At 48.1% G+C, this 20,105-nt stretch carries 17 protein-coding genes; 13 read left to right on the plus strand and 4 right to left on the minus strand.

Annotated features, from left to right (window positions below; all coding sequences use genetic code 11):
• Window positions 1-144: 144 nt before the first annotated feature.
• The 13 genes from tctD to OGV80_RS04315 all read left to right on the plus strand — a co-directional run bounded on the left by tctD (window position 145) and on the right by OGV80_RS04315 (window position 15,795).
• Entirely contained in the window at window positions 145-819 is a 675-nt protein-coding gene (gene tctD, locus OGV80_RS04255) for a transcriptional regulator TctD (RefSeq protein WP_003826032.1), read from the plus strand.
• Window positions 806-2,218 (plus strand): sensor histidine kinase, encoded by a 1,413-nt coding sequence (locus tag OGV80_RS04260; RefSeq protein WP_286513781.1) that lies wholly within the window; start codon window positions 806-808, stop codon window positions 2,216-2,218. The genes tctD and OGV80_RS04260 overlap by 14 nt, the downstream gene beginning before the upstream one ends.
• Before the next feature lie 452 nt (window positions 2,219-2,670).
• Entirely contained in the window at window positions 2,671-4,086 is a 1,416-nt protein-coding gene (locus OGV80_RS04265; RefSeq protein WP_043017288.1) for an undecaprenyl-phosphate glucose phosphotransferase, read from the plus strand.
• Window positions 4,076-5,362: an outer membrane beta-barrel protein gene (locus OGV80_RS04270; RefSeq protein ID WP_286513784.1), complete on the plus strand. Its 1,287-nt coding sequence runs from the start codon at window positions 4,076-4,078 to the stop codon at window positions 5,360-5,362. Before OGV80_RS04265 ends, OGV80_RS04270 begins: the two co-directional genes overlap by 11 nt.
• Window position 5,363: 1 nt before the next feature.
• Window positions 5,364-5,921 (plus strand): polysaccharide biosynthesis/export family protein, encoded by a 558-nt coding sequence (locus OGV80_RS04275; RefSeq protein WP_043017286.1) that lies wholly within the window; start codon window positions 5,364-5,366, stop codon window positions 5,919-5,921.
• 2 nt (window positions 5,922-5,923) lie between these two features.
• Entirely contained in the window at window positions 5,924-8,053 is a 2,130-nt protein-coding gene (locus OGV80_RS04280; RefSeq protein ID WP_200008198.1) for a GumC family protein, read from the plus strand.
• Window positions 8,050-9,261, plus strand: a complete 1,212-nt coding sequence (locus OGV80_RS04285; protein ID WP_075145756.1) for a lipopolysaccharide biosynthesis protein — start codon at window positions 8,050-8,052, stop codon at window positions 9,259-9,261. The genes OGV80_RS04280 and OGV80_RS04285 overlap by 4 nt, the downstream gene beginning before the upstream one ends.
• The gene (locus tag OGV80_RS04290) at window positions 9,258-10,628 is read left to right on the plus strand and encodes a capsular biosynthesis protein (protein ID WP_286513789.1); all 1,371 of its coding nucleotides are present in this window, start codon (window positions 9,258-9,260) and stop codon (window positions 10,626-10,628) included. Before OGV80_RS04285 ends, OGV80_RS04290 begins: the two co-directional genes overlap by 4 nt.
• Window positions 10,629-10,632: 4 nt before the next feature.
• On the plus strand, window positions 10,633-11,622 hold the full coding sequence (locus OGV80_RS04295) for a glycosyltransferase family 2 protein (protein WP_043017282.1): 990 nt from the start codon (window positions 10,633-10,635) through the stop codon (window positions 11,620-11,622).
• A 14-nt stretch (window positions 11,623-11,636) separates the two neighbouring features.
• Window positions 11,637-12,848, plus strand: a complete 1,212-nt coding sequence (locus tag OGV80_RS04300) for a glycosyltransferase family 4 protein (protein ID WP_075145758.1) — start codon at window positions 11,637-11,639, stop codon at window positions 12,846-12,848.
• 1 nt (window position 12,849) lies between these two features.
• Entirely contained in the window at window positions 12,850-13,962 is a 1,113-nt protein-coding gene (locus OGV80_RS04305; RefSeq protein ID WP_286513795.1) for a glycosyltransferase family 4 protein, read from the plus strand.
• A gap of 2 nt (window positions 13,963-13,964) precedes the next feature.
• The gene (locus tag OGV80_RS04310; RefSeq protein WP_043017279.1) at window positions 13,965-14,372 is read left to right on the plus strand and encodes a hypothetical protein; all 408 of its coding nucleotides are present in this window, start codon (window positions 13,965-13,967) and stop codon (window positions 14,370-14,372) included.
• Window positions 14,373-14,403: 31 nt separating this feature from the next.
• Window positions 14,404-15,795 carry a DUF4832 domain-containing protein gene (locus OGV80_RS04315; RefSeq protein WP_080626200.1) on the plus strand — a complete coding sequence of 464 codons (1,392 nt, stop codon included), beginning with the start codon at window positions 14,404-14,406 and terminating at the stop codon, window positions 15,793-15,795.
• Window positions 15,796-15,841: 46 nt separating this feature from the next.
• On the opposite strand, the gene galE is transcribed toward OGV80_RS04315, so the two are convergent.
• The 4 genes from galE to OGV80_RS04335 form a co-directional block, all read right to left on the minus strand.
• Complete coding sequence (gene galE / locus OGV80_RS04320) at window positions 15,842-16,858, minus strand: UDP-glucose 4-epimerase GalE (protein WP_087052100.1); 1,017 nt, start codon at window positions 16,856-16,858, stop codon at window positions 15,842-15,844.
• Between the two features lie 62 nt (window positions 16,859-16,920).
• A complete protein-coding gene (locus OGV80_RS04325; protein ID WP_043017276.1) occupies window positions 16,921-17,859 on the minus strand; it encodes a glucosamine inositolphosphorylceramide transferase family protein in 939 nt (312 codons plus the stop codon).
• A 207-nt stretch (window positions 17,860-18,066) separates the two neighbouring features.
• Window positions 18,067-18,702 carry a carbonic anhydrase gene (locus OGV80_RS04330; RefSeq protein ID WP_043017275.1) on the minus strand — a complete coding sequence of 212 codons (636 nt, stop codon included), beginning with the start codon at window positions 18,700-18,702 and terminating at the stop codon, window positions 18,067-18,069.
• A gap of 154 nt (window positions 18,703-18,856) precedes the next feature.
• The gene (locus OGV80_RS04335; protein WP_181231148.1) at window positions 18,857-20,029 is read right to left on the minus strand and encodes a MalY/PatB family protein; all 1,173 of its coding nucleotides are present in this window, start codon (window positions 20,027-20,029) and stop codon (window positions 18,857-18,859) included.
• Window positions 20,030-20,105: the final 76 nt, after the last annotated feature.

The following is a 20,105-nucleotide window of genomic DNA, read 5'->3' on the forward strand; positions in this document are numbered from 1 at the left end:
TCACGCCGGAAAACCGGAATTTCGGGTACGGAAGAAGATTTTTGTGATTATGTGAGCCGATGTGTAGCAGTTCGGTTGCGTGATTGTTAAAACATTAACCTTTCAATTCCCTTTCAATGCGGCAGAAACTTTACAGGATGTGATATGCGTCTCTTATTAGCGGAAGATAACCGTGAGTTAGCTCACTGGCTGGAGAAAGCGCTGGTGCAAAACGGTTTTGCCGTCGACTGCGTTTTTGATGGCCTGGCGGCCGACCATCTTTTACATAGTGAAACGTACGCGCTGGCGGTGCTGGACATCAATATGCCGGGGCTGGACGGCCTTGAAGTCGTTCAGCGGCTGCGTAAGCGAGGGCAGACGCTGCCTGTACTGCTGCTGACGGCGCGCAGCGCGGTGGCCGATCGAGTGAAGGGGTTGAACGTCGGGGCCGATGATTATCTGGCAAAACCGTTTGAAATCGAGGAACTGGATGCCCGACTGCGGGCCTTGCTACGCCGTAGCGCGGGGCAGGTGCAAGGTATACAGCAACTGGGGGAATTGGCCTTTCACGATGAAGGCTATTTTCTGTTGCAGGGGCAGCCCCTGGCGCTCACTCCGCGCGAACAGGCATTGCTGACGGTGCTGATGTACCGTCGATTACGACCGGTTTCGCGCCAGCAGTTGTTTGAACAGGTTTTCAGTCTGAGCGATGAGGTCAGTCCCGAAAGTATCGAGCTGTATATCCATCGCTTGCGTAAAAAACTACAGGGAAGCGATGTGCGTATCGCCACGTTGCGCGGCCTCGGCTATGTGCTGGAGCGTAGCGATGAAGTGGGCTAAACCCCAATCGTTGTATCTGCAACTGCTGATGTTTCTGGGCCTGCCGCTCATGTTGCTGTGGGGACTGTCTGCATTTAACAGCTATGTCAGCGCGCTACAGGCGGCGACGCAGGCATATGACCGAACGTTGCTTTCGTCCGCGAGGACTGTCTCCGAACGACTGGTGGTGCGCAATAAACAGCTGGAAGTAAATGTGCCGTGGGTGGTGCTGGACAGCTTCGAACTCAACATGAACGACAGGTTGTATTACAAGGTGGTCGATCCGATGGGGAAGGTTATCTCAGGTTATGACGATTTACCGGCGATGCCGCCTGCAACCTCGCGTACGCGGCTATATCCGGCGCTGGCGTGGTTTTATCACACTGAATATCGCGGCGAGGCCATTCGCGTGGCGCGTCTGCTGCAGTCCGTCAACGAGGGCGGTATTGCCGGCATGGCGGAGATTTATGTCGCTGAAACGCTGCAATCTCGGCGTTATCTGGCGCGACAGTTGCTGTTTTCCTCATGGGTTTCACAAGGTCTGCTGGTGCTGCTCACGCTGGTGCTGGTTGGCTGGCTGCTGCGTCGGGTGTTACGTCCGATGCGCCAGTTATCATCGTTGATGGTGCGTCGTGAGCCAGGCCTGTTGACGCCGTTGCCAGAGCTGCTGCCGTGGTCGGAAACCCGTCTGCTGATTGTGGCATTCAATCGTTATCTGGACCGACTTCGCGGCCTGATCTCTCGCCAGGAACGCTTCAGCGCGGATGCTTCACATCAGCTTAAAACGCCGCTGGCGGTGCTGAAAACCCAGGCCTCGGTGGCCCTCGCCAGCCAGCAGCCGCAGCAGTGGTATGAGAGTCTGCAAGCCATGAGCGCCACGCTGGATAACACCATTCAACTGACTGAAAGGCTGTTACAGCTGTCGGCGGTGAAGCGCAAAGAGCAAGGAGAAAGGCACTTCTCGCCGGTTAATTTGTATGAGGTGGTGCAAAGCAGCTGTTTTACCCGGCTGGCGCAGGCGCGTAGTAAAGGGATCGATCTGGGCTATGAAGGAGAGCAGGACGCGGTGTGGATTGAGGGGGATGAAGTTCTGCTCGGCGAACTGAGCGGAAATCTGCTGGATAACGCACTGAAATATACGCCGCCGCATGGTGTGGTGACTGCCCGATTGCTGCGAGAAGGAGAGGCGGTGGTGCTGGTGGTTGAAGATAGCGGGCCGGGTATTGATGAGCAGATGGTGCATCAGGCGCTGCTGCCGTTTCATCGTCTTGATAACGTCGGTAATGTTCCCGGTGCCGGGATCGGACTCGCGCTGGTCAACGATATTGCTCGTCTGCACCGCACGCACCCTCAGCTTTCACGGAGCGAAGCATTAGGCGGGTTAAGCGTGCGTGTGCGATTTTTAAGCGTAGCGAGCTGAAATACCTTTTTGATGATGCGAACGTTATTAATATAATTAAAAGTAATTAATTGTATTGTTATTGTAATTTTAAATTTCGCCGCGAGGCCGTGAATTATATTTTACTTGCGGTATTTAACAGCAATTCTGCGACAATTTAGCGTCAATCAAACTAAACTTTTGCGTTATTTATCATACATAAATCACTTTTTCATAGACCACGAATTGTTACCTGTCAATAGCAAAAGTGTTGTTAAAAGTCATCTTTTTTGCTGAATTGGCTAAAACTTTTCTTGACTCAATCCTCATCAAAATCATATAGATATGATTGTGCTCGGGATGTTTATCACAGTAAGAGACATTATTTTTTACATTTACTGACAATGTGCCATTGCGTTTTTTAGACTTGTGATATAATTAGCAACATAAATGAGAAAAAAACAATTAAAGATCAATAAATAATGGGCTGAGATATGCTTAAAAAATCGCTAAAGATTAGCAGCCAAGGATATCCAGTCTTTTTAAAACTGGTCGATTTCATTGTAATCAATGCGACGTTGGTTTTTAGCGCCCATCTGTTAGGTCTGGCGCCATTTAACACCATTGCCATTCTGAGTATTCTCTTCTCAGTCTTTTTCTTGCTGTTTGCTGAATACATAAAAATGTATCAACAAAAGATCAAGACGATCGGTTTACGTAATCAAAAACGGTTGGTTTTTTGTACGCTGTTGGCGATTTTTTTTAACGAACTGGTCAGCATGACGGTGGCTGAACCCGAATCACTCGGCTACCTCGACAAACTGCCTTCACCATTTTATTCAGCCATTATTTACTGGTACTTTATCCCATTACCTTTTCTTTATTACATTCGCTTTTTCATTTTTAAATATTCAACGAAAAAGAGTATGCGCGTGGCGATTATTGGTCTGACCGACAATGGCCTGGCTGCAGAAAACGCGTTAATGAATGAATACGCCAATATCACACTCGATCTGGCGTTTTACGATGAGCGCGCCTTATCCCGCTGCGGCGATATCGTAGATAAGGTGAAAAGCCCCTTCCGTGGCCCGGTGATCAATCTGGTTGAGGAAGCCCGGCAGGGAAATATAGACGAAATCTACATCGCCTTACCGATGGTCGCTTTACACCGTATTCGTCATTTTTTAGCGATGATGTCGGACACCACTGTAGACACCTATATTGTTCCTGACTTCTATACCTACAGTAACAACATGTCCAAGCTGCGCTCCATTCACAACCTGCAAACTATCGGAATCTTTAGTTCGCCGTTTGAAGGGGCGGGTTCATTTATCAAGCGGGCGGAAGATTTGGTGCTTGGCAGCATCATTATGGTGATGATTTCTTCGCTGATGTTGGCAATTGCCATTGGAATCAAACTCACTTCCCGCGGGCCGGTGTTTTTTAAACAAGATCGGTATGGTCTTAGCGGACAAAAAATTAAGGTCTGGAAGTTTCGCTCAATGCGCGTCATGGAGAACGCCGACACGGTTATTCAGGCTACGAAAAACGATCCACGGGTAACCAAATTCGGGAGCTTTTTACGCCGTACTTCGCTGGATGAACTGCCGCAATTTATCAACGTATTGCAGGGAAGTATGTCGATTGTCGGCCCCAGACCTCATGCGGTTACGCATAATGAGCAGTACCGCAAACAGGTCGAAAATTACATGATCCGCCATAAAGTTAAGCCTGGGATCACCGGGCTTGCGCAGATTAACGGTTTCCGCGGGGAAATCGATGCGCTTTATAAGATGGAAAAAAGGGTTCAGTACGATATTGAGTACATTCAAAACTGGTCGTTATGGCTGGATATAAAAATTATTATTAAAACTATTTTCAAAGGATTTGTCGGTAAGAATGCATACTAAATTACTCGTTATTACCGGAATCGTGATATCGCAGCCCGCATGGGCTGATTTAACACCGAAATCACACATTGGCTTTGCAGGGATCGACTTCCAGAGCAAGGTCGCTGTGGACTATGGTTATAATGATAACGTGACTTATCAGCCACATAGCTGCGATGCTATCGGTTCCTCGTTTCAGAGCGCGGCGCCCGTTCTGAGTATGAGCGGAGAACGCGGTCAGGATAAGTATTTGCTGATGTACTCCGGAGATTATCGTAATTACTCAAGCGATTCCGCGGATAACTATAACGACCATTTTTTTCGTTTTAACGGCGCCTGGCGGTATGGGCTCAAGCATGGCTTAACCCTCAATCTGGAGGATACGCTTGGGCATGAGTCCCGCGGTCGTGGTATCACCGAAGGTTTTCTCCCTGGGCAGTTCGAGCAGTATGGGATTAAATCTCCGCTGACGACGAATTTTATCAACAGTGAATTGCGCTACAGCTACGGCGCACCCGATGGGCGCGGAAAAGCGGAACTGGCGTTGTTGTACAAAAAACTGACCTTCGGCAATACGTCTGATGTCCAGGACAGTAGTGAAGATTTCTACAATTATATTCAGGAACAGGAATGGCACGAAAATAGCCTGGTGGCAGAAATTTTTGACCAATACACATCCAGAACGCGTTTTCGCTATAGCTTTATTACTAACCAGCGTCGCTATGATAACAACTCAGAAAAAGACACTAATGAGTATTATTTGCTGTATGGCCTGAAGTCGCAGTTGACGGGCAAAACCAATGTCGACATGAATATTTCATGGCTGTACAAGACATTTGAAAACAACGCAAACTCGCATGATTTTAATGGTCTAAACTGGGACATAAAAGGGGAGTGGAAACCGTTACAACAGTCTGTTTTCACGGTTCACTCGGCGCAAAGCATTAAAGACCCATCGGAAGTTGGGGGTTATATTTTAGTGACCCAGTATGGTCTTTCTTATCAACATTTCTGGTTAGGCAACCGTTTTTCTACCTTGCTGGATTACTCATACACTTCAGAAGACTATAAAAAACAGAATAAGGATCGGCATGATAAAGATGGGGTATTTAGCGTAACCATGAGCTATGACTACACGCCGTCAGTTAATTTTGAGATTAAATATCAAATAGATACATTGAATTCGAATAAGGATACTGATTCGTTTTATATCGGTCCCAACGACAATCAGGAAGTCATTAGAACGTTGGGTTATGATAATTCTATGATTATGCTTAAAGCTAAGGTTCAGATCTAAAATGAAAATAATAGAACTGTGCGCGGTTTTGCTATTCAGTATCCTGATGGTCGGATGCACAACGTCCAGCCCGAGATTAATGGACGATCCTGCTACTGTTCAGCAGGATTACCGACTTGGGGCAGGGGATACTGTCAATATCGCTGTTCATGGTCAACCCGATATGACGATGAGATTTATTTTGGATAAGAGTGGGGAGATCAATTTCCCGTTTGTTGGCGCTCTTAAATTAAAAGATAAAACTGTCGATCAAGTGACCAACGAATTAACTCAACGCCTGACCGGAGATTATTTTACAACTCCGATGGTGACGGTGAGTATTGCCGAGTTCCGTAAATATTATGTTTCTGGCGAGGTGAAAAGTCCGAATGGATTCGCCTGGGAGCCAGGACTTACCGTCGAGAAATCTATTGCGCAGGCGGGCGGATTTACAGATCGTGCTGACCGAAAAGATATCAACATTCGTCTGTCAGGTAGCAATCAGCTGCTGGAGAATGTTGATTTAACGCACTCTGTTCATCCTGGGGATGTCGTGATTATTGGCATGGGGTTCTTCTGACGATGAAACTATCAATAGTGGAAAACGGCAAAAAACGAGAAAGCACGGTCGAATTCTCCCGCTTTGCCAAAGAGCTGAAAAAGAACGCCTGGAAAATCGCGCTGGCCGGTATTATAGCCGGGGTTGTGGCTTATCCGTTAATCAGCATGATGTCCTCAAAGTATGTTTCAACGGCGACGGTGCTGATCAAAGCGCAGGCCGATAACGTTTCTCCGTTTCCACAGGTTGATGGGTTCGATTCAACGCGCAGTGGTTACTACGAAACGCAATATGCGTTGATGCATTCGCGGATTGTGCTTGAGCAAGCCGTGCGCGATATGAAGCTGGATGAAAACCCGGAGTTTACCGGGGAAAAAGCCGGTGCTCAGGGGGCCGATAGCAGTGAAGGTCGGCAGCTGAGAATGGAGCAAGCGCTGAAAACGTTATCGAAAAACCTGAATGTCATCGGTATTCGCACGACGAATCTGGCTTCCATTACCTATGAATCAACTTCGCCTCAGGTTGCGGCTGATATTGCCAACGGCGTCGCGCAGGCTTTCATCAACTATACGGTGGAACAAAAGCGTCTGAAAGCAGAGAAAGCCCGCGAACTGAATTATGAAAAAATGGAAGAGATTCAGAAGTCGATAGCCAAGCAAAAAGAAGAGATGGACAGCTATCTGAAAAACGCCGGGCTGCTGACCTTCCGCGGTATTGATGGTTTTGAAACCGAACAGTTAAGTATCGTGACCAATCGCCTGGCCGATGCGACCCAGCGTCGTGTTGCGGCTGAATCCGTCTATAACGAGGTGAACGGGGGAGGGAAGTCCGTTGAGAGCGTTATCTCACTGCCTTCAGTCTCTAACCACGCTCAGATCCAGGATTTGCGCATTGCGTTGATTCAGGCGCAGCGTACCTTGTCTGAACTACGCAAAGTGTATGGGCCAAAAAACCCCGCTATTTTAAAAGCCGAGGCTGATGTTCAGTCGATCCAAAGCCAGACCGGACGGGTGTTGGGAGAGCTGAAAGTCGGTTTGCGCCAGCAATATCTGGCGGCGCTGGCGGATGAAAAGAACTATCAGCAGCAGGTGGCGCAGCAGAAAGAGGTTTTCCAGAAAATGGCGTCTAAGCGGGATGCTTATAACAGCCAAAAACTGTCGTTAGATAAAATGGAAGACCTGTATAAATCGCTTTATCAGCGTACTCAGGAGCTATCGCTGTCCGGCGTGAGTGCCGATGCGGTGTTATACGACCCTGCCGTACCCGCGCTAAAACCGGCGAAACCGAATAAATCACTGCTGTTGGTGATGGTGGTCATGCTGGTGGTCGTGTTCAGCATCATGTATTTCATTGTCAAAGCGGCGATGGATAACTCAATCGCAACCCTGAGTCGCATGAAAAAACGGCTCAATGTTGCTCCGCTGGGTGAAATCCGTCGTTTTAGCGGAACGTCTGGGCGCGCGCAGGTGCGGGACATGATCATGAAGAACCCGCTAAATGCCGATATTGTGCACGGTATCCGTACCCGGATTATGCTGGATAATCGACCATTACAGACGCTCGCCGTGGCGTCGACGGAGCATGGCGATGGGCGTTCTTTGTTAGCGAATCTGTTAGCGAACTCCTTTAGCTTCGACCAGAAAACGCTGCTTATTGATGCGGATTTCTTTAACACTGGCGGGCTCTCTTCAGAGCTGGCATCAGCCACATCCGCAGGCGTAGCGGAACTGCTGCGCGGGGAGACTGAGCTTGAACAGGCGCGGATCACGCTCAGTGATAATCTCGACTTTATCCCGCACGGCAAGAGCACCATCTCTTCTTTACTGATGCTGTCGTCGGAGCACGTTGAACCCTTAATGCGCGAGCTGAAATCGCATTATCAGCGCATCATTATTGATGTTGCTGCTGTGAATCAGAGTCAGGATGTTCAACTGATCAAACGTGCCGTCGATGGGGTTGTTTTCATTGTGAAAGCCGGGGCCGGATCGGCGGGACAAATCGCCAACGCGCTGGATAAGATCGAGGAAAATAACGGTGTTGTGATTGGCGCGGTGCTCAATGCAGTTGAAGAAAAAGATCTTGAGACGCAAGAAGGTCTGCGTTCACTCAACTTCAGTACCGATCAACTGATGACGACGCCAGGCCGCGTATGAGTCTACTGAAGAGCGCTTCCACGATAGCCGGTTCATCAGTCATCTCGCAGTTGATTGGTGCGCTGTCTATCTGGTTGATTTCACACAAGTACGATATGGCTGAAGTGGGGCTTTATGCGCTCAACTACAGCATCGCCGTGGTGGGCGCTCAGGTATGTACCTTTGCATCGCAGCTTTTAATTCCAAAACAGCACGACGACGAACTGGTACAAAACGTTGTATTTTGCCTGCTCCAAAGCACGATCATTGCCTTACCGTACGCTGTGCTCACCGCGTGGCTGTTTCATCAGAACATCTTGTTCCTCTATCTGCTGACGCTGGCAACGGCATGGGTTTTAATCTCGGAAAACCTGTCGCTACGCACGGCCAATTTTCGTTTTCTGATTTTCCAGCGCATTTCTGTCTCGGTGGTGGTATTACTTTCGGTTCTGGCTACGCATCATGTGCAACTGTTTTATTGGTCATGGGCCTGTGCAACGATGGCGCTGACCATTAGCTGTATTTTGCACTCGTTTGATATTCGGGCGGTGGCGGCCCGACATCTGCGACCCGCCAGTAATTGGCATTTTTTCAAACAGAATATTCATCACATTACCAAAGTGGGCAGTGCGGAAGTGCTGGCGATGGCCAGCAGCAATTTGCCGGTTATGCTGATTAACTTTTGGTTCTCGGCGCTGACGGCGGGTTATTTTTCCGTGGTTAGCCGCTTTTGCCTGGCGCCGGTGGTGATCATTGGCAACGCGGTGCGCAATACTATTTTTTCCAAGTGGTCTATCGATTTCAGAAATAACACCTTTAATTATCAGGAATATACCAGGGTGCGGATGCTGCTGTTGGTGCTGGGTGTCATCTGTACCCTTGGGGTGTTTATTTTCTATCCGATAGTGATGCGTCTGGGCTTTAGCGAAGACTGGATTAACTCCATTGAAACGTCGCGCTACATGTTGCCCTATTTGTTCCCGGCACTGGCGATAAGCCCTCTGACGGTGATTGAACTTATTTTTGGCTCCCACCGCTATTTTCTGCGCATCCAACTGGAACAGCTGGCGATCGTGTTATTCGCTTTTGTCGTCATCCCCTATTTTTATAAAGATTATGCCACGTCGGTTATCCTGTTTTCTTCACTGACATTTATTCGCTACGCCTTCATTTATCTGAAAATGAATAAGCGAGCCAATCTCCTGAAAGATAAGCCGGTGATACTATGACGCTGAATACCGGATACTATTTGCAGGTTTATACCTTTGTCACGCTAATCCTGTGTGGTCTGGTGCAATACTTTACCGGCATGCAGTCGGTGCTGTGGATCCCCTTTTTCCTGACCCTGTTGATGGTGGGATTATTGGTGATGCAGACGCGTGATAGCTCGCTGCAACTGGATGCGCAGGAGACGATTGTCCTGGCGTTGTATTTCTCGTTCCTGGTGCTGGCTGGAACATCGACGCTGATTCAGGGCGGGATCACCGTCGCGATTGTGGCATTTAAAAACGAAATTGCATTGTCGCTGGTGATGATCTGTTTGCTGCTGGGATTTTGCCGGGAATCGCAGATTTATCGGGCAACGCGCTATCTGTATTGGGTGTTTTACGCGCAGATCCCGGTAATGATTTATCAGGTTTTACTGGTCGTTCCCCAGCGCGTCGCGGTGCGTGGTGAAGATGAGAAATGGGACTCCGTGGTTGGCACGTTTGGCGGAGACCCCATGGGGGGCGGTAACACTGCCGCGATGGGCCTGTTTTGCCTGTTGATTATGTTGTTAAAAGTCTCTGAGTATAAGCATGGGCTGACCTCGTTTAAGTCAATGGCGTTGCACATTGTTCTGGGGATCGGGCTTTGTATCATTGGCGAAGTGAAGTTCGTCATTCTGCTTTCGCCTCTGTTTCTGGCGTGGGTGTGGATCTCACCGAGCTACGTCAAAGACGTTAGTAAGGTCAATCTGAAGACGCTGTTGGTTATTGTGGCAGGCATGTTACTGCTGATTAGCCTGTCGATCGTGATCCTCGCGTACTATTATTCTTCCGCGTTTGGCGGCGATCCCTCGAAAAGCTCGCTAAGCATTTTCATCGACTCCTTAAGCTATATTTTTGACCCGAACTACATTATGTCTACCGGGGAGTTAGGGCGCTTTACGACGTTTTTGTTCTGGTTAAAAAATAACGATCTGTGGGGGCTTTCAGGAACGTTATTTGGTTACGGGCTCAACGCCACTAACAGCGGGAGTACGGTGTCGCCGGGCTTTTTGAATATCATCTATAACTTAATTCTCGACTCGACTTCCCTGAGTATGCTGCTGTGGGAAGTTGGGGTGATCGGCACGTTACTCTTTATTAGCTTATTCATTTATATCCTGAAAGTTTGTCAGCCAAAGCCATTACTGACGCTTGAACAACTGGACCAGCAGGACCTCCAGTTATTGAGCTTTGCACCGGCGTTTAACGCTTTTGCTATCAGTTGCTTAATTAGCTTACCTTACAGCCAGATACTGATGATTACACCGATGTTACAATTCCTGTTCTATTTATCACTAGGATCAAGTTTAGTGATTCGTCGAACCGTCCTTCTCTGTGTAGGGTAATTGTATGGACCAAAAACCGTTTATTTCAGTGAGTATTAAAACACTCAATGAATCTGAATGTATTGAGAAAACGATCGACAGTATTCGCCGACAGCTTGTTGATTATCCACATAAAATTATAGTGGCAGATAGTTTGTCAACGGATAACACCCAACAGCTCGCTATCGATAAAGGGGCGACCGTGGTGTCCTTAACTAACCCAGACGATCGCTGCTGCGGCGTCGGGCATCAGTTAGGTTACCTGTATAGTGAAGGGGAATATCTGCTACTGATGGATGGTGACATGGAGCTGGAAGAGGGCTTTGTGGATCAAGCAGTCGCATTTTTGCAGGCTGAGCCGGAATATGCAGGCGTCGCGGGAACCGTTGAAATGGACGATGCCGTTAACTATGAATTTAAATCGCGTAAGCAGCGTATTAATAAAATTTATCCGCTCGGGGATAGTGACCATTTAGGCGGTGGCGGGTTATATCGTCGATCTGCAATTGAAAAAATTGGTTATCTTACCAACCGTAATTTGCACGCTTATGAAGAAGCCGAACTGGGCCTGCGTTTGCTCGATGCGGGTTATAAACTGCGTCGTCTGAATATTCCGTATTTTATTCATACTTCCCATACTATGCCGACCTTTCAGATGCTCAAGCACCGCTGGAAAAGCGGATACTATCAGGCTCCGGGCGAGCTTTTACGTTGTGCCTGGGGAAAACCTTATTTCGGCAAAGCGTTAAAAATGGTCAGGAACGAGGCGATTTTTTCTGTTTATTTGATTGCTTTGTTCATTGCGGCGGTGACCTTCAATCTCGAACTTTTCGACATTGCATTTTTGCCGTTGCTTGCGTTTATTGTCCTGAAAACCGTGCAGAATCGATCGTTATTGAACGGATTGCAGAGCGTAATGAACCTGGCCGTGCTTTCTGCCGGATTGGTTAAAGGCTTGACTAAACCAGTACGCGATCCGTTGACTCCGCCTGACAGTAAAATCATTCATGAATAACTAAGGCTGGCGCAATGAAAGTTTTATTAGTGAATAAGTTTTTTTTCATTAAAGGCGGCGCGGAAACGGTTTATTTTCAAGAGCGCGATATGCTGAAACAGGCTGGTGTGCAGGTTATTGATTTCTCGATGCAGCATGAGAAAAATTTCCCTTCAGACTATGCGGATTATTTCGTCAGCAATGTGGACTATCACAAAGAAAGCAATCTGCTGGGTGGGCTCAAAACGGCGGTTAACTTTATTCATAATTCGCAGGCCTGCAAAAAGATGCTGGCGCTACTACAAAAAGAGCGTCCGGATATCGTCCACTTTCATAACATTTACCATCAGTTAACGCCGGCGTTAATTAAAGTTGCCCGCAATTTTGGCTGCAAAACGGTGCTGACCGCGCATGACTATAAGATAGTCTGTCCCGCCTATTCCATGCTGCGCGACGGCAAGGTGTGTGATTCCTGTATCACCGGAACGGTTTTTAATGCTTTCAGGTATCGTTGCCAGGAAGGGTCTGCCTCAAAAAGTCTTCTGCTCTCTTTGGAGGCGACCTGGCAGTATATTGCGCAAAATTACCAGGCTCTGGATGTGATCGTTTCGCCAAGCGTCTTTTTACGTGGGGTTTTACTGCGTACGCTGCCGAATTCGCGTATTGATGTCATCGTCAATGGCGTTGATGACAGCCGTCCCCTGGATGAGGTAAGCGACGAGGGTTATATGCTGTACTTCGGTCGCCTGAGCCGTGAAAAAGGTGTGGCAACGCTGTTGGCGGCGCATGAGAAAATGCAGAACAAAGCGCTGCTGAAAATTGTGGGTCACGGTCCGCTGCACGATGAGTTAGCCGCCAAATACCCGGACGTTGAGTTTTTAGGTTATGTGCAACAAGGGGAAGCCCTCGACAACCTTATTAAACATGCGCGGGCGGTGATCCTGCCTTCAGAATGCTATGAAAACTGTTCAATGGCGATATTAGAGGCGATGTCCTTAGGCAAGCCGGTTATCGGGTCGCGCATTGGCGGCATCCCCGAACAAATTCGTGACGGTATCGAAGGGATTTTATTTGAACCGGGCAATGCGCAGGAGTTAGCTAATGCGATGGATGCCCTGGCCGACTCGCCAGAGAAAGCGCGGGTCATGGGCTTACTTGGTCGTGCGCGGTTGAGTGAAAAATATGCGCTGAGTAAACATATGGATACCCTCCAGGCGCTCTATAAAGAACTGCTGAGCAGGCCATAGTATGAGTAAAAAAATAACGGTTTTTGGAACGCGTGGTATTCCCGATGTATTGGGCGGTGTAGAGACACACTGTCAGAATCTATATCCTGCCATTAAGCAGCAGTTCGACGTGGATATTTGCGTGATTGCTCGCTCGCCATATGTAAATTATAAACGATCGGTTTATAAGAAAGTCGAAACCTACGCGCTGTGGGCGCCCAAAAAGCGCTCGCTGGAAGCGATTGTCCATTCCGTTTTAGCGGCGTTTAGGACAAGTATCGACCATTCGGATATTGTGCATGTCCATGCTATTGGACCAGGCCTTGTGATCCCATTATTACGCGTGTTAGGGAAGAAGGTGGTTTTTACCCACCATGGGCCCGATTACGATCGGCAGAAATGGGGTTTCGTTGCCAAAAAAATATTGCTACTCGGTGAGCGTTGGGCGGTGAGATATGCCAACGAAGTGATTGTGATTTCTGACGTTATTAATCAACTGATCCAGAAAAAACATGGTCGCTATGATGCACATTTAATTCACAATGGCGTAAACGAGCCGCGATTGTTATCTGATCTGACCATCGACAATACGCTCTCCCGCTTTGGGCTGCAGCCGAAAAACTACTTCGTGGTGGTTGGGCGATTTGTGGAAGAAAAAGGGATGCATGATGCCATCGCCGCCTATCAGCGCAGCGGTTTGACCATGCCGTTAGTGTTAATTGGCGATGCGGATCATCCGACCGAATACAGCGTGCGCCTCAAAAAGCTTGCCGCGGACACGCCAGGCGTCGTGATGACCGGTTTCTTACGGGGTGATGAGCTGCAGGCGGTATTTTCGCAGGCCAGGCTGTTTGTGATGCCTTCATACCATGAAGGATTGCCCATTGCGCTACTGGAAGCGATGTCATTCTCTCTTCCTGCCGTCGTCAGTGATATTCCGGCTAATCTTGAAGTTCAACTGCCCGCCGAGGCCTATTTTAAGGTGGGGGATGTGGCCAGTCTGGCCGAGAAATTAACCCAGTGGGCGACAACCAATAGCGTGGACTATCGTGTATATTTACAAAACTACAATTGGCATGAAATCGCCAAAAAGACGGTTAACGTCTATCACTCCATTGATAAAGATATAGGTTAATTTTGACCAGTCCTCAAAATCGTCCTCCCGTCATCGAACGATTTTATTCTCATCTTGATGAGTCGATTGTTGAGGGGTTGACCCCTGAACAAAAGGAAGGGGTGGAAAATGCTATCCTGGCATCGACGCTGGCTTCGCGGCATCAGATCGATATTCGCCGAAGCTTTCCTTTTTTCAGTAAGCGTTATTATCTGGTTTTTTTGTTTGGCAGAGATTTACGCCGCCAGCACCGCCAGGAATCGACCCTGTCGAGAATGTTGCTCACTTTTTTGCTGCTGATTGCCGTGTTGTTCGTCACCTGCTGCGTATTGCTGACGCTGTATATGATCAAATCCGCGTTAGGTATTGATGTGTTCCAAAATTTTCATGTAGGTATCTGGGACTGGTGGTTAAGCCTGAAAGACCGCTAGCGTTAACAAACCTGTGGAGGGCGTCACTGCGATGAAGTGTAAATGGGTTTCTGCGCTGTTGTTGATGTCCTTTCCGTTGACGGTCATTTCCGCATTAACGACCGTTACCCCCAAAGCATTGACTGGCCCGCTGACCAATCCAGGGATTGGCGTGGCAAGTTTTCATCAGGGATACGGTGAAACGCTGGGGCTGGCTGATTATCCCAATACCGGGTTTGAGTACGAGCGGTTTTACTGGCGAGACCTGGAGCCCATTGAAGGTCAGTATAATTTTGCGCTGGTGGATGATGCCTTCAAATACGCGGCGGCGCATCGTCCCGCGATGAACGTTGGACTGCGGTTTATGGCGCTAGCTGACCCGGGGGATGGTACAAAAATTCCCGACTGGCTGATTAAAAAAGGCGTGAAAGGCACCTGGACGCCCGATAACAAAACATTTATTCCAGATTTAGACGACCCTCTGTTTATTGAGTACAGCCAGCGTCTGCTTAACGCATTCGGAAAACGCTACGACGGCAATGAGAATCTTGCGTTTGTGGATATCGGCATGGTGGGGGCATGGGGTGAATGGCATAACAGCAATTTCTCTAATCTGCAGCCACTGCTGGAACGGTACACCACCGCGCAGTTGGACCGCTACGTCGCAATGCATTTTTCTGCCTTCCCTTCGACGCCGAAAATTATGTTAATGAGCGGTGGGCAAAGCCTGGCGAATGCGGTGGCGCGCGGTGCGGGATGGCGGGCGGACTGCTGGGGCGATCTGCGCGTATTTTCAAACACCTGGAACCATATGGCTGATGATTATCCGCAGCGAATATTGGCCGCGCAGCAGAGTTATTCAGGGTTTAATGACGCCTGGAAACGTGCGCCGGTTAGTCTGGAAATCTGTTCATATATGCAGGACTGGAAGAATACCTTCCACTATACGCGCGCCGAAGTGCAGGGCATTTTTGACTGGGCGATCAAGCAGCACGCCAGCACTATTAACCTGAAATCGAGGGCGATTCCCAGCGATTATCGACCGATTGTTGACGATGCGCTGAGTAAACTAGGCTATCGGTTTCGCTTAGCGTCTCTAAGCCATGAATCCGTGTGGGACGGCGGACAAACGCTGACATTAAACAGCACGTGGTATAACGAAGGTATCGCCCCGATTTATCTGCCCTACACGCTGGCATTTCGTGTGGTGGATAACGCTAATAAAGTGGTGGCGCAGGGGAATGCGGCGGATGATATACGACGTTGGCTCCCGGGTGTTTATCAGGTCAGCTATGCCTTGCCCATGCCGGGAGGACTGGCGAAAGGGCAATACGCGATTGAGGTCGCGATGCTGGATAAATCCGGTGCGCCGAGAATTAACTTCGCCAACCAGGGTAAGCAGAGCAGCGGCTGGTATCGCGTATCAACGATAACGGCACGCTAACCCAGCACGGCAACGCGCCTGGCGGTCAGGCGCGTTGCCGCATACATCAGATGTGATACCCATTCGGGTTATTTTTTTGCCAGTTCCACGTGTCACGCATCATTTCATCAAGGTTATAGATGGCCTTCCAGCCTAACTCTTTGTATGCCAGTGACGGGTCAGACCAACATTCGGCAATGTCGCCAGGTCTTCTGTCGACAAACTGATAGCTTATTTTTGTCTGCGCCGCTTTTTCAAACGCCTCAATCAGATTAATTACGGAATAACCGACTCCGGTACCGAGATTAATCACCTTGTAGGCAGCGCCTTTGTTCTGGCAATCCAGTGCGGCTAAATGGCCGGTCGCTAAATCCATTACGTGGATATAATCACGCACGCCGGTGCCGTCGGGAGTGGGATAATCATTACCGTACACCGACACGGTTTCCAGCTTACCAATCGCGACCTGGGAGATGTACGGAACCAGGTTATTAGGGATACCGTTAGGATCTTCACCAATCCGACCCGATGGATGGGCGCCGACCGGGTTGAAATAGCGCAGGCAGGTAATGCGGAAATCGGGTTGCGCGCGTGAGAAGTCGGCCAGAATTTGTTCGACCATTAATTTAGAGGTGCCGTACGGATTGGTGGTTCCGCCCGTACGCGATTGCTCGCTCAGCGGTACGCTTTCCGGATTGCCATATACCGTAGCTGATGAGCTAAAAATGAATCGATTAACGCCTGCGGCCAGCATCTCATCCAGTAAAACCAGCGTACCGGTGACGTTGTTTTCATAGTAGGCGAGGGGGTCTTTTATCGACTCTGAAACCGATTTTAGCCCGGCAAAATGAATGACATCGGAGATGTTATGGTTGGCGAAAATATTTTTCAATGCCTGTCTGTCGAGAACATCGGCGATATAGACAATGGGTTCTCTTCCGGTGAGCTCCGCGACCCTGTCCAGCGAGATTCGGCTCGCATTCGCCAGATTATCGATGACTACGACATCATCGCCTCTTTCCAGTAGCGTTAACACAGTATGTGAACCAATATAACCTGCACCACCAGTGACAAGAATTGCCATACAGACTCCAGAAAAATGCTATCAAAATGGGCATTAATTCACGTCACTGCCCTGGAAGAAGGTTATGGGTGACGCCTCGTAAGATAATAGTTACGATACCTCACCATACACTTGTAAGATATTTTTTTAAGTATAGATAAAAAGCTGAATTTGTTTATTTTTGTATCATAAGCAATAAAGTTACTTGAGAAATTCAGCGTGTGAACACCGTCACTGTGGTTGATCGACGAGTTGATTTGTTCGATCAGATTCTCATCAAAATTAGCGTTATTCAGGGTGACTAATTCCTTGATGTAGATAGATTTTCCATAGGTTTCAGGCGTGCATTCCTGGGTGAGGAAATACATTTTGTTATCGACAAGATAAGGAGCGCCCGCTCCACGGTGATGAGGGTTGCTCACTTTCAAGGCAGGAGTAATTCGCTGCCACTGTCCGTAAAGATGCTCTGCTGAATGAATAATTATTTTATTATCCATGGTGGTGGACATCAGATAGCAGGTCTCATTCATTGAAAGAAAAATGTTATCGGTTACTTCGGTATCAGAGATTAGAACTTTAATTTGCTTCCAGCGAGCTGGAAATTCTACCGACTGAAACAGTATTACTTCTTTTCTTTCTGATGACTCAGGAATCATGAAGAGCTGATCGTTGATATTAATCAGGAAAGGAAATGACAAATGACACATCAGGTCGTCAAAACCTTCGAGCTTCACATCATCAATTTCAGTCAGTTCACGATCAAGAATGCGGCATCGGAGCGTGCCTTTCGAGTTGCGAAAGCTAAAAGCTTCATAAAAAACATAGAGTTTGTCGTCTTTTTCAATAAGAAAAGGATCGGCCTGAAACGTATATTTCTTTTTTAACTGCTGTGCGGCTGATTTACTTAATATTTCCAGCGTATTATTTGGGAATAAGTGTGTGCCGTGATCCTTAATAATCATGATATCCCACGACTCATGATAGAATAACATATTTATTATTCTTTTTATTTTTGCTTGCATTCGTACCGGCTCCTTTTATCGCCTGCACCATGTATGAACGGCCGTTTGCGACTCAGTGCATGAGACCTGCCGCAATGTTATATTAATGTGCGAAAACCGATGTGGGAACACCAGTGGCTATTTTAAAGCTAGTCGCAAGTGTGTTTTTTGTCTATAGCACAAAAGTAGGTAAAAGCTATCCAGAGCATCCTTGCTCCAGTGGATGATTTACTCGAAATGCACCTGCGGGTTATCTGCAAGAGAAACGTAGGTTTTGCTGTTTTTATCCAGTGTACGGATTTCACCGCTTTCGATGTCATAAACCCATCCGTGCAGACGAAGCGCGTTGTTTCGCAACCCAACCGCGACACAAGGATGCGTTTTAATGTTGTTGAGCTGTGCGATAACGTTCTCTTCCACCATGGCGTTAACTTTATCGATTGGGTTATCCCAGGTTTTCTTATCGACCACGGCTTTCGCGGCATCGGCATAGTGCAGCCAGTGAGCGACAGCAGGCATCGGATCCAGAGGCTGGCTATCGGCAATGGCTTTCATCGCGCCGCAGTTGGAGTGCCCGCAGATGACGATATCCGTCACGCCAAGTGCCACTACCGCGTATTCAATAGTCGCGGAAACGCCGCCTGGTTCCGGTCCAAAAGACGGTACGATATTCCCGGCGTTACGGATAACGAAAAGCTGTCCGGGCTCTTGCTGAGTAACGAGTTCTGGCACCAGACGGCTATCGGAACAGGAGATGAAAAGCGCTTTAGGATTCTGGCTGGACGCCAGGCTGCGAAAGAGTTCCTTACGTTGAGGGAAAATCTCTTTTTGGAAGTTGAGGAAGCCCTCAATGATATGTTGCATAGCAGTGTCTCTTTTCTCTGTTTAAGCAGGTTATGATGAAGATCACACTTTCCAGTTTAACACCAGCCGACGGAAGGGAAAGAGTTTATAGCAGTTCTGCAACATCTTTGGATAATTTTGCCCCACCGTAGTGGGGCGAATAGTTTGCTGTGCGTTATGCTCTCTGCCGTTTTTGGTACGCCGCTTTAAGCCGGTTCATCGCTTCTACCAGTACCGGGCGCGGGCACCCAACGTTGAGTCTCATGTGACCCTCGCCGCCGGGGCCATATTGCGCGCCGGGCGATAGACCAAGCTTTGCTTCATGCACAAAAAAAGCGTTTAGCTGTTCATCGCTAAGATTCATCTCTTGTGCGTTCAGAAACAGAAGATACGATGCGCCGCCATACACAATTGAGATTAAAGGGCAGTGCTGTTCAAGTTCACTTTTAACAAATGCCACATTATCGGCCAGGTAGGCTAATAATTTCTGGTGCCAGTCGCCGCAATGGGTAAAGGCGCTGTAAATGGCTGCCTGCTGTAAGGAATGCGTCTCGGCAAGGTAGCAGTTATCCAGGAAACCATAAAACTGATGGCGTAATTCATCATTTTTAATAATGGCTATTCCGCCCTGGATCGCAGCGGTATTGAAGGTCTTGCTGATAGAGGTCAGCACGATTGATTGGCTGCCTGCCGCTTCGTCGAGAGTAAAAAACGGCAGATGGCGCTTGCCAGGCAGCGTTAAATCACTGTGCACTTCATCAGACAGAATAATGACGCCAGCAAGCTTGCAATAGTGACTGACTTTTTCCAGCGTTTCTCGCGACCACACCATACCGCCCGGATTATGCGGCGAAGGGAAAAGAAACATTTTGCACTGCTTGAGCTTCTCGCTGAAATCATGCCAGTCAAATTCGTAATGACCGTCTTTTTCAATGAGGCGCGTTTGAATCAAATTCCTGCCGCTGGTTTTTACCAGATTAGGATAGGGGTCATATATTGGCGTACAGGTTAAAATATTATCGCCCGGACGGGTAAGCGCCATTAAAGAGAGTACGATAGTTTTTATGACACCGGGAATAAAATGTAACCAGTGCGCCTTGATGTCAGTATCATACTGTTGTTTATACCAATCGATAACGGACTCTTTCCATTGTGGATAATCCATGTTATAGCCTTGTACCGGTTGTGACACCACCGAACGCAACGTGCTCATGATTGGCTCTGGCGTTACAAAATCCATATCTGCAATCCACAGCGGTAATACATCGGTGGTACCGTACATCTGTTGTAATTGTCCGTATTTACGGCAATTCACATCCCTTGTGACAATATCATCAAACAAAGACATTGCTGACTCCTGGAAAGTCTCTGAAAATAATTTAAGCAACGCAATACAGCGAAGAATGTTTATGTATATCTAATAG

Origin of the sequence: Citrobacter sp. Ce119 (assembly GCF_030334525.1) — a bacterium.
GTDB classification, from domain to species: Bacteria; Pseudomonadota; Gammaproteobacteria; order Enterobacterales; family Enterobacteriaceae; genus Citrobacter; species Citrobacter europaeus.

What these genes read in the sequence shown, in the direction of transcription:
- tctD (WP_003826032.1), top strand. Translation starts at nt 145, where the DNA reads ATGCGTCTCTTATTAGCGGAAGATAACCGTGAGTTAGCTCACTGGCTG.
- OGV80_RS04260 (WP_286513781.1), top strand. Translation starts at nt 806, where the DNA reads ATGAAGTGGGCTAAACCCCAATCGTTGTATCTGCAACTGCTGATGTTT.
- OGV80_RS04265 (WP_043017288.1), top strand. Translation starts at nt 2,671, where the DNA reads ATGCTTAAAAAATCGCTAAAGATTAGCAGCCAAGGATATCCAGTCTTT.
- OGV80_RS04270 (WP_286513784.1), top strand. Translation starts at nt 4,076, where the DNA reads ATGCATACTAAATTACTCGTTATTACCGGAATCGTGATATCGCAGCCC.
- OGV80_RS04275 (WP_043017286.1), top strand. Translation starts at nt 5,364, where the DNA reads ATGAAAATAATAGAACTGTGCGCGGTTTTGCTATTCAGTATCCTGATG.
- OGV80_RS04280 (WP_200008198.1), top strand. Translation starts at nt 5,924, where the DNA reads ATGAAACTATCAATAGTGGAAAACGGCAAAAAACGAGAAAGCACGGTC.
- OGV80_RS04285 (WP_075145756.1), top strand. Translation starts at nt 8,050, where the DNA reads ATGAGTCTACTGAAGAGCGCTTCCACGATAGCCGGTTCATCAGTCATC.
- OGV80_RS04290 (WP_286513789.1), top strand. Translation starts at nt 9,258, where the DNA reads ATGACGCTGAATACCGGATACTATTTGCAGGTTTATACCTTTGTCACG.
- OGV80_RS04295 (WP_043017282.1), top strand. Translation starts at nt 10,633, where the DNA reads ATGGACCAAAAACCGTTTATTTCAGTGAGTATTAAAACACTCAATGAA.
- OGV80_RS04300 (WP_075145758.1), top strand. Translation starts at nt 11,637, where the DNA reads ATGAAAGTTTTATTAGTGAATAAGTTTTTTTTCATTAAAGGCGGCGCG.
- OGV80_RS04305 (WP_286513795.1), top strand. Translation starts at nt 12,850, where the DNA reads ATGAGTAAAAAAATAACGGTTTTTGGAACGCGTGGTATTCCCGATGTA.
- OGV80_RS04315 (WP_080626200.1), top strand. Translation starts at nt 14,404, where the DNA reads ATGAAGTGTAAATGGGTTTCTGCGCTGTTGTTGATGTCCTTTCCGTTG.
- galE (WP_087052100.1), bottom strand. Translation starts at nt 16,858, where the DNA reads ATGGCAATTCTTGTCACTGGTGGTGCAGGTTATATTGGTTCACATACT.
- OGV80_RS04325 (WP_043017276.1), bottom strand. Translation starts at nt 17,859, where the DNA reads ATGCAAGCAAAAATAAAAAGAATAATAAATATGTTATTCTATCATGAG.
- OGV80_RS04330 (WP_043017275.1), bottom strand. Translation starts at nt 18,702, where the DNA reads ATGCAACATATCATTGAGGGCTTCCTCAACTTCCAAAAAGAGATTTTC.
- OGV80_RS04335 (WP_181231148.1), bottom strand. Translation starts at nt 20,029, where the DNA reads ATGTCTTTGTTTGATGATATTGTCACAAGGGATGTGAATTGCCGTAAA.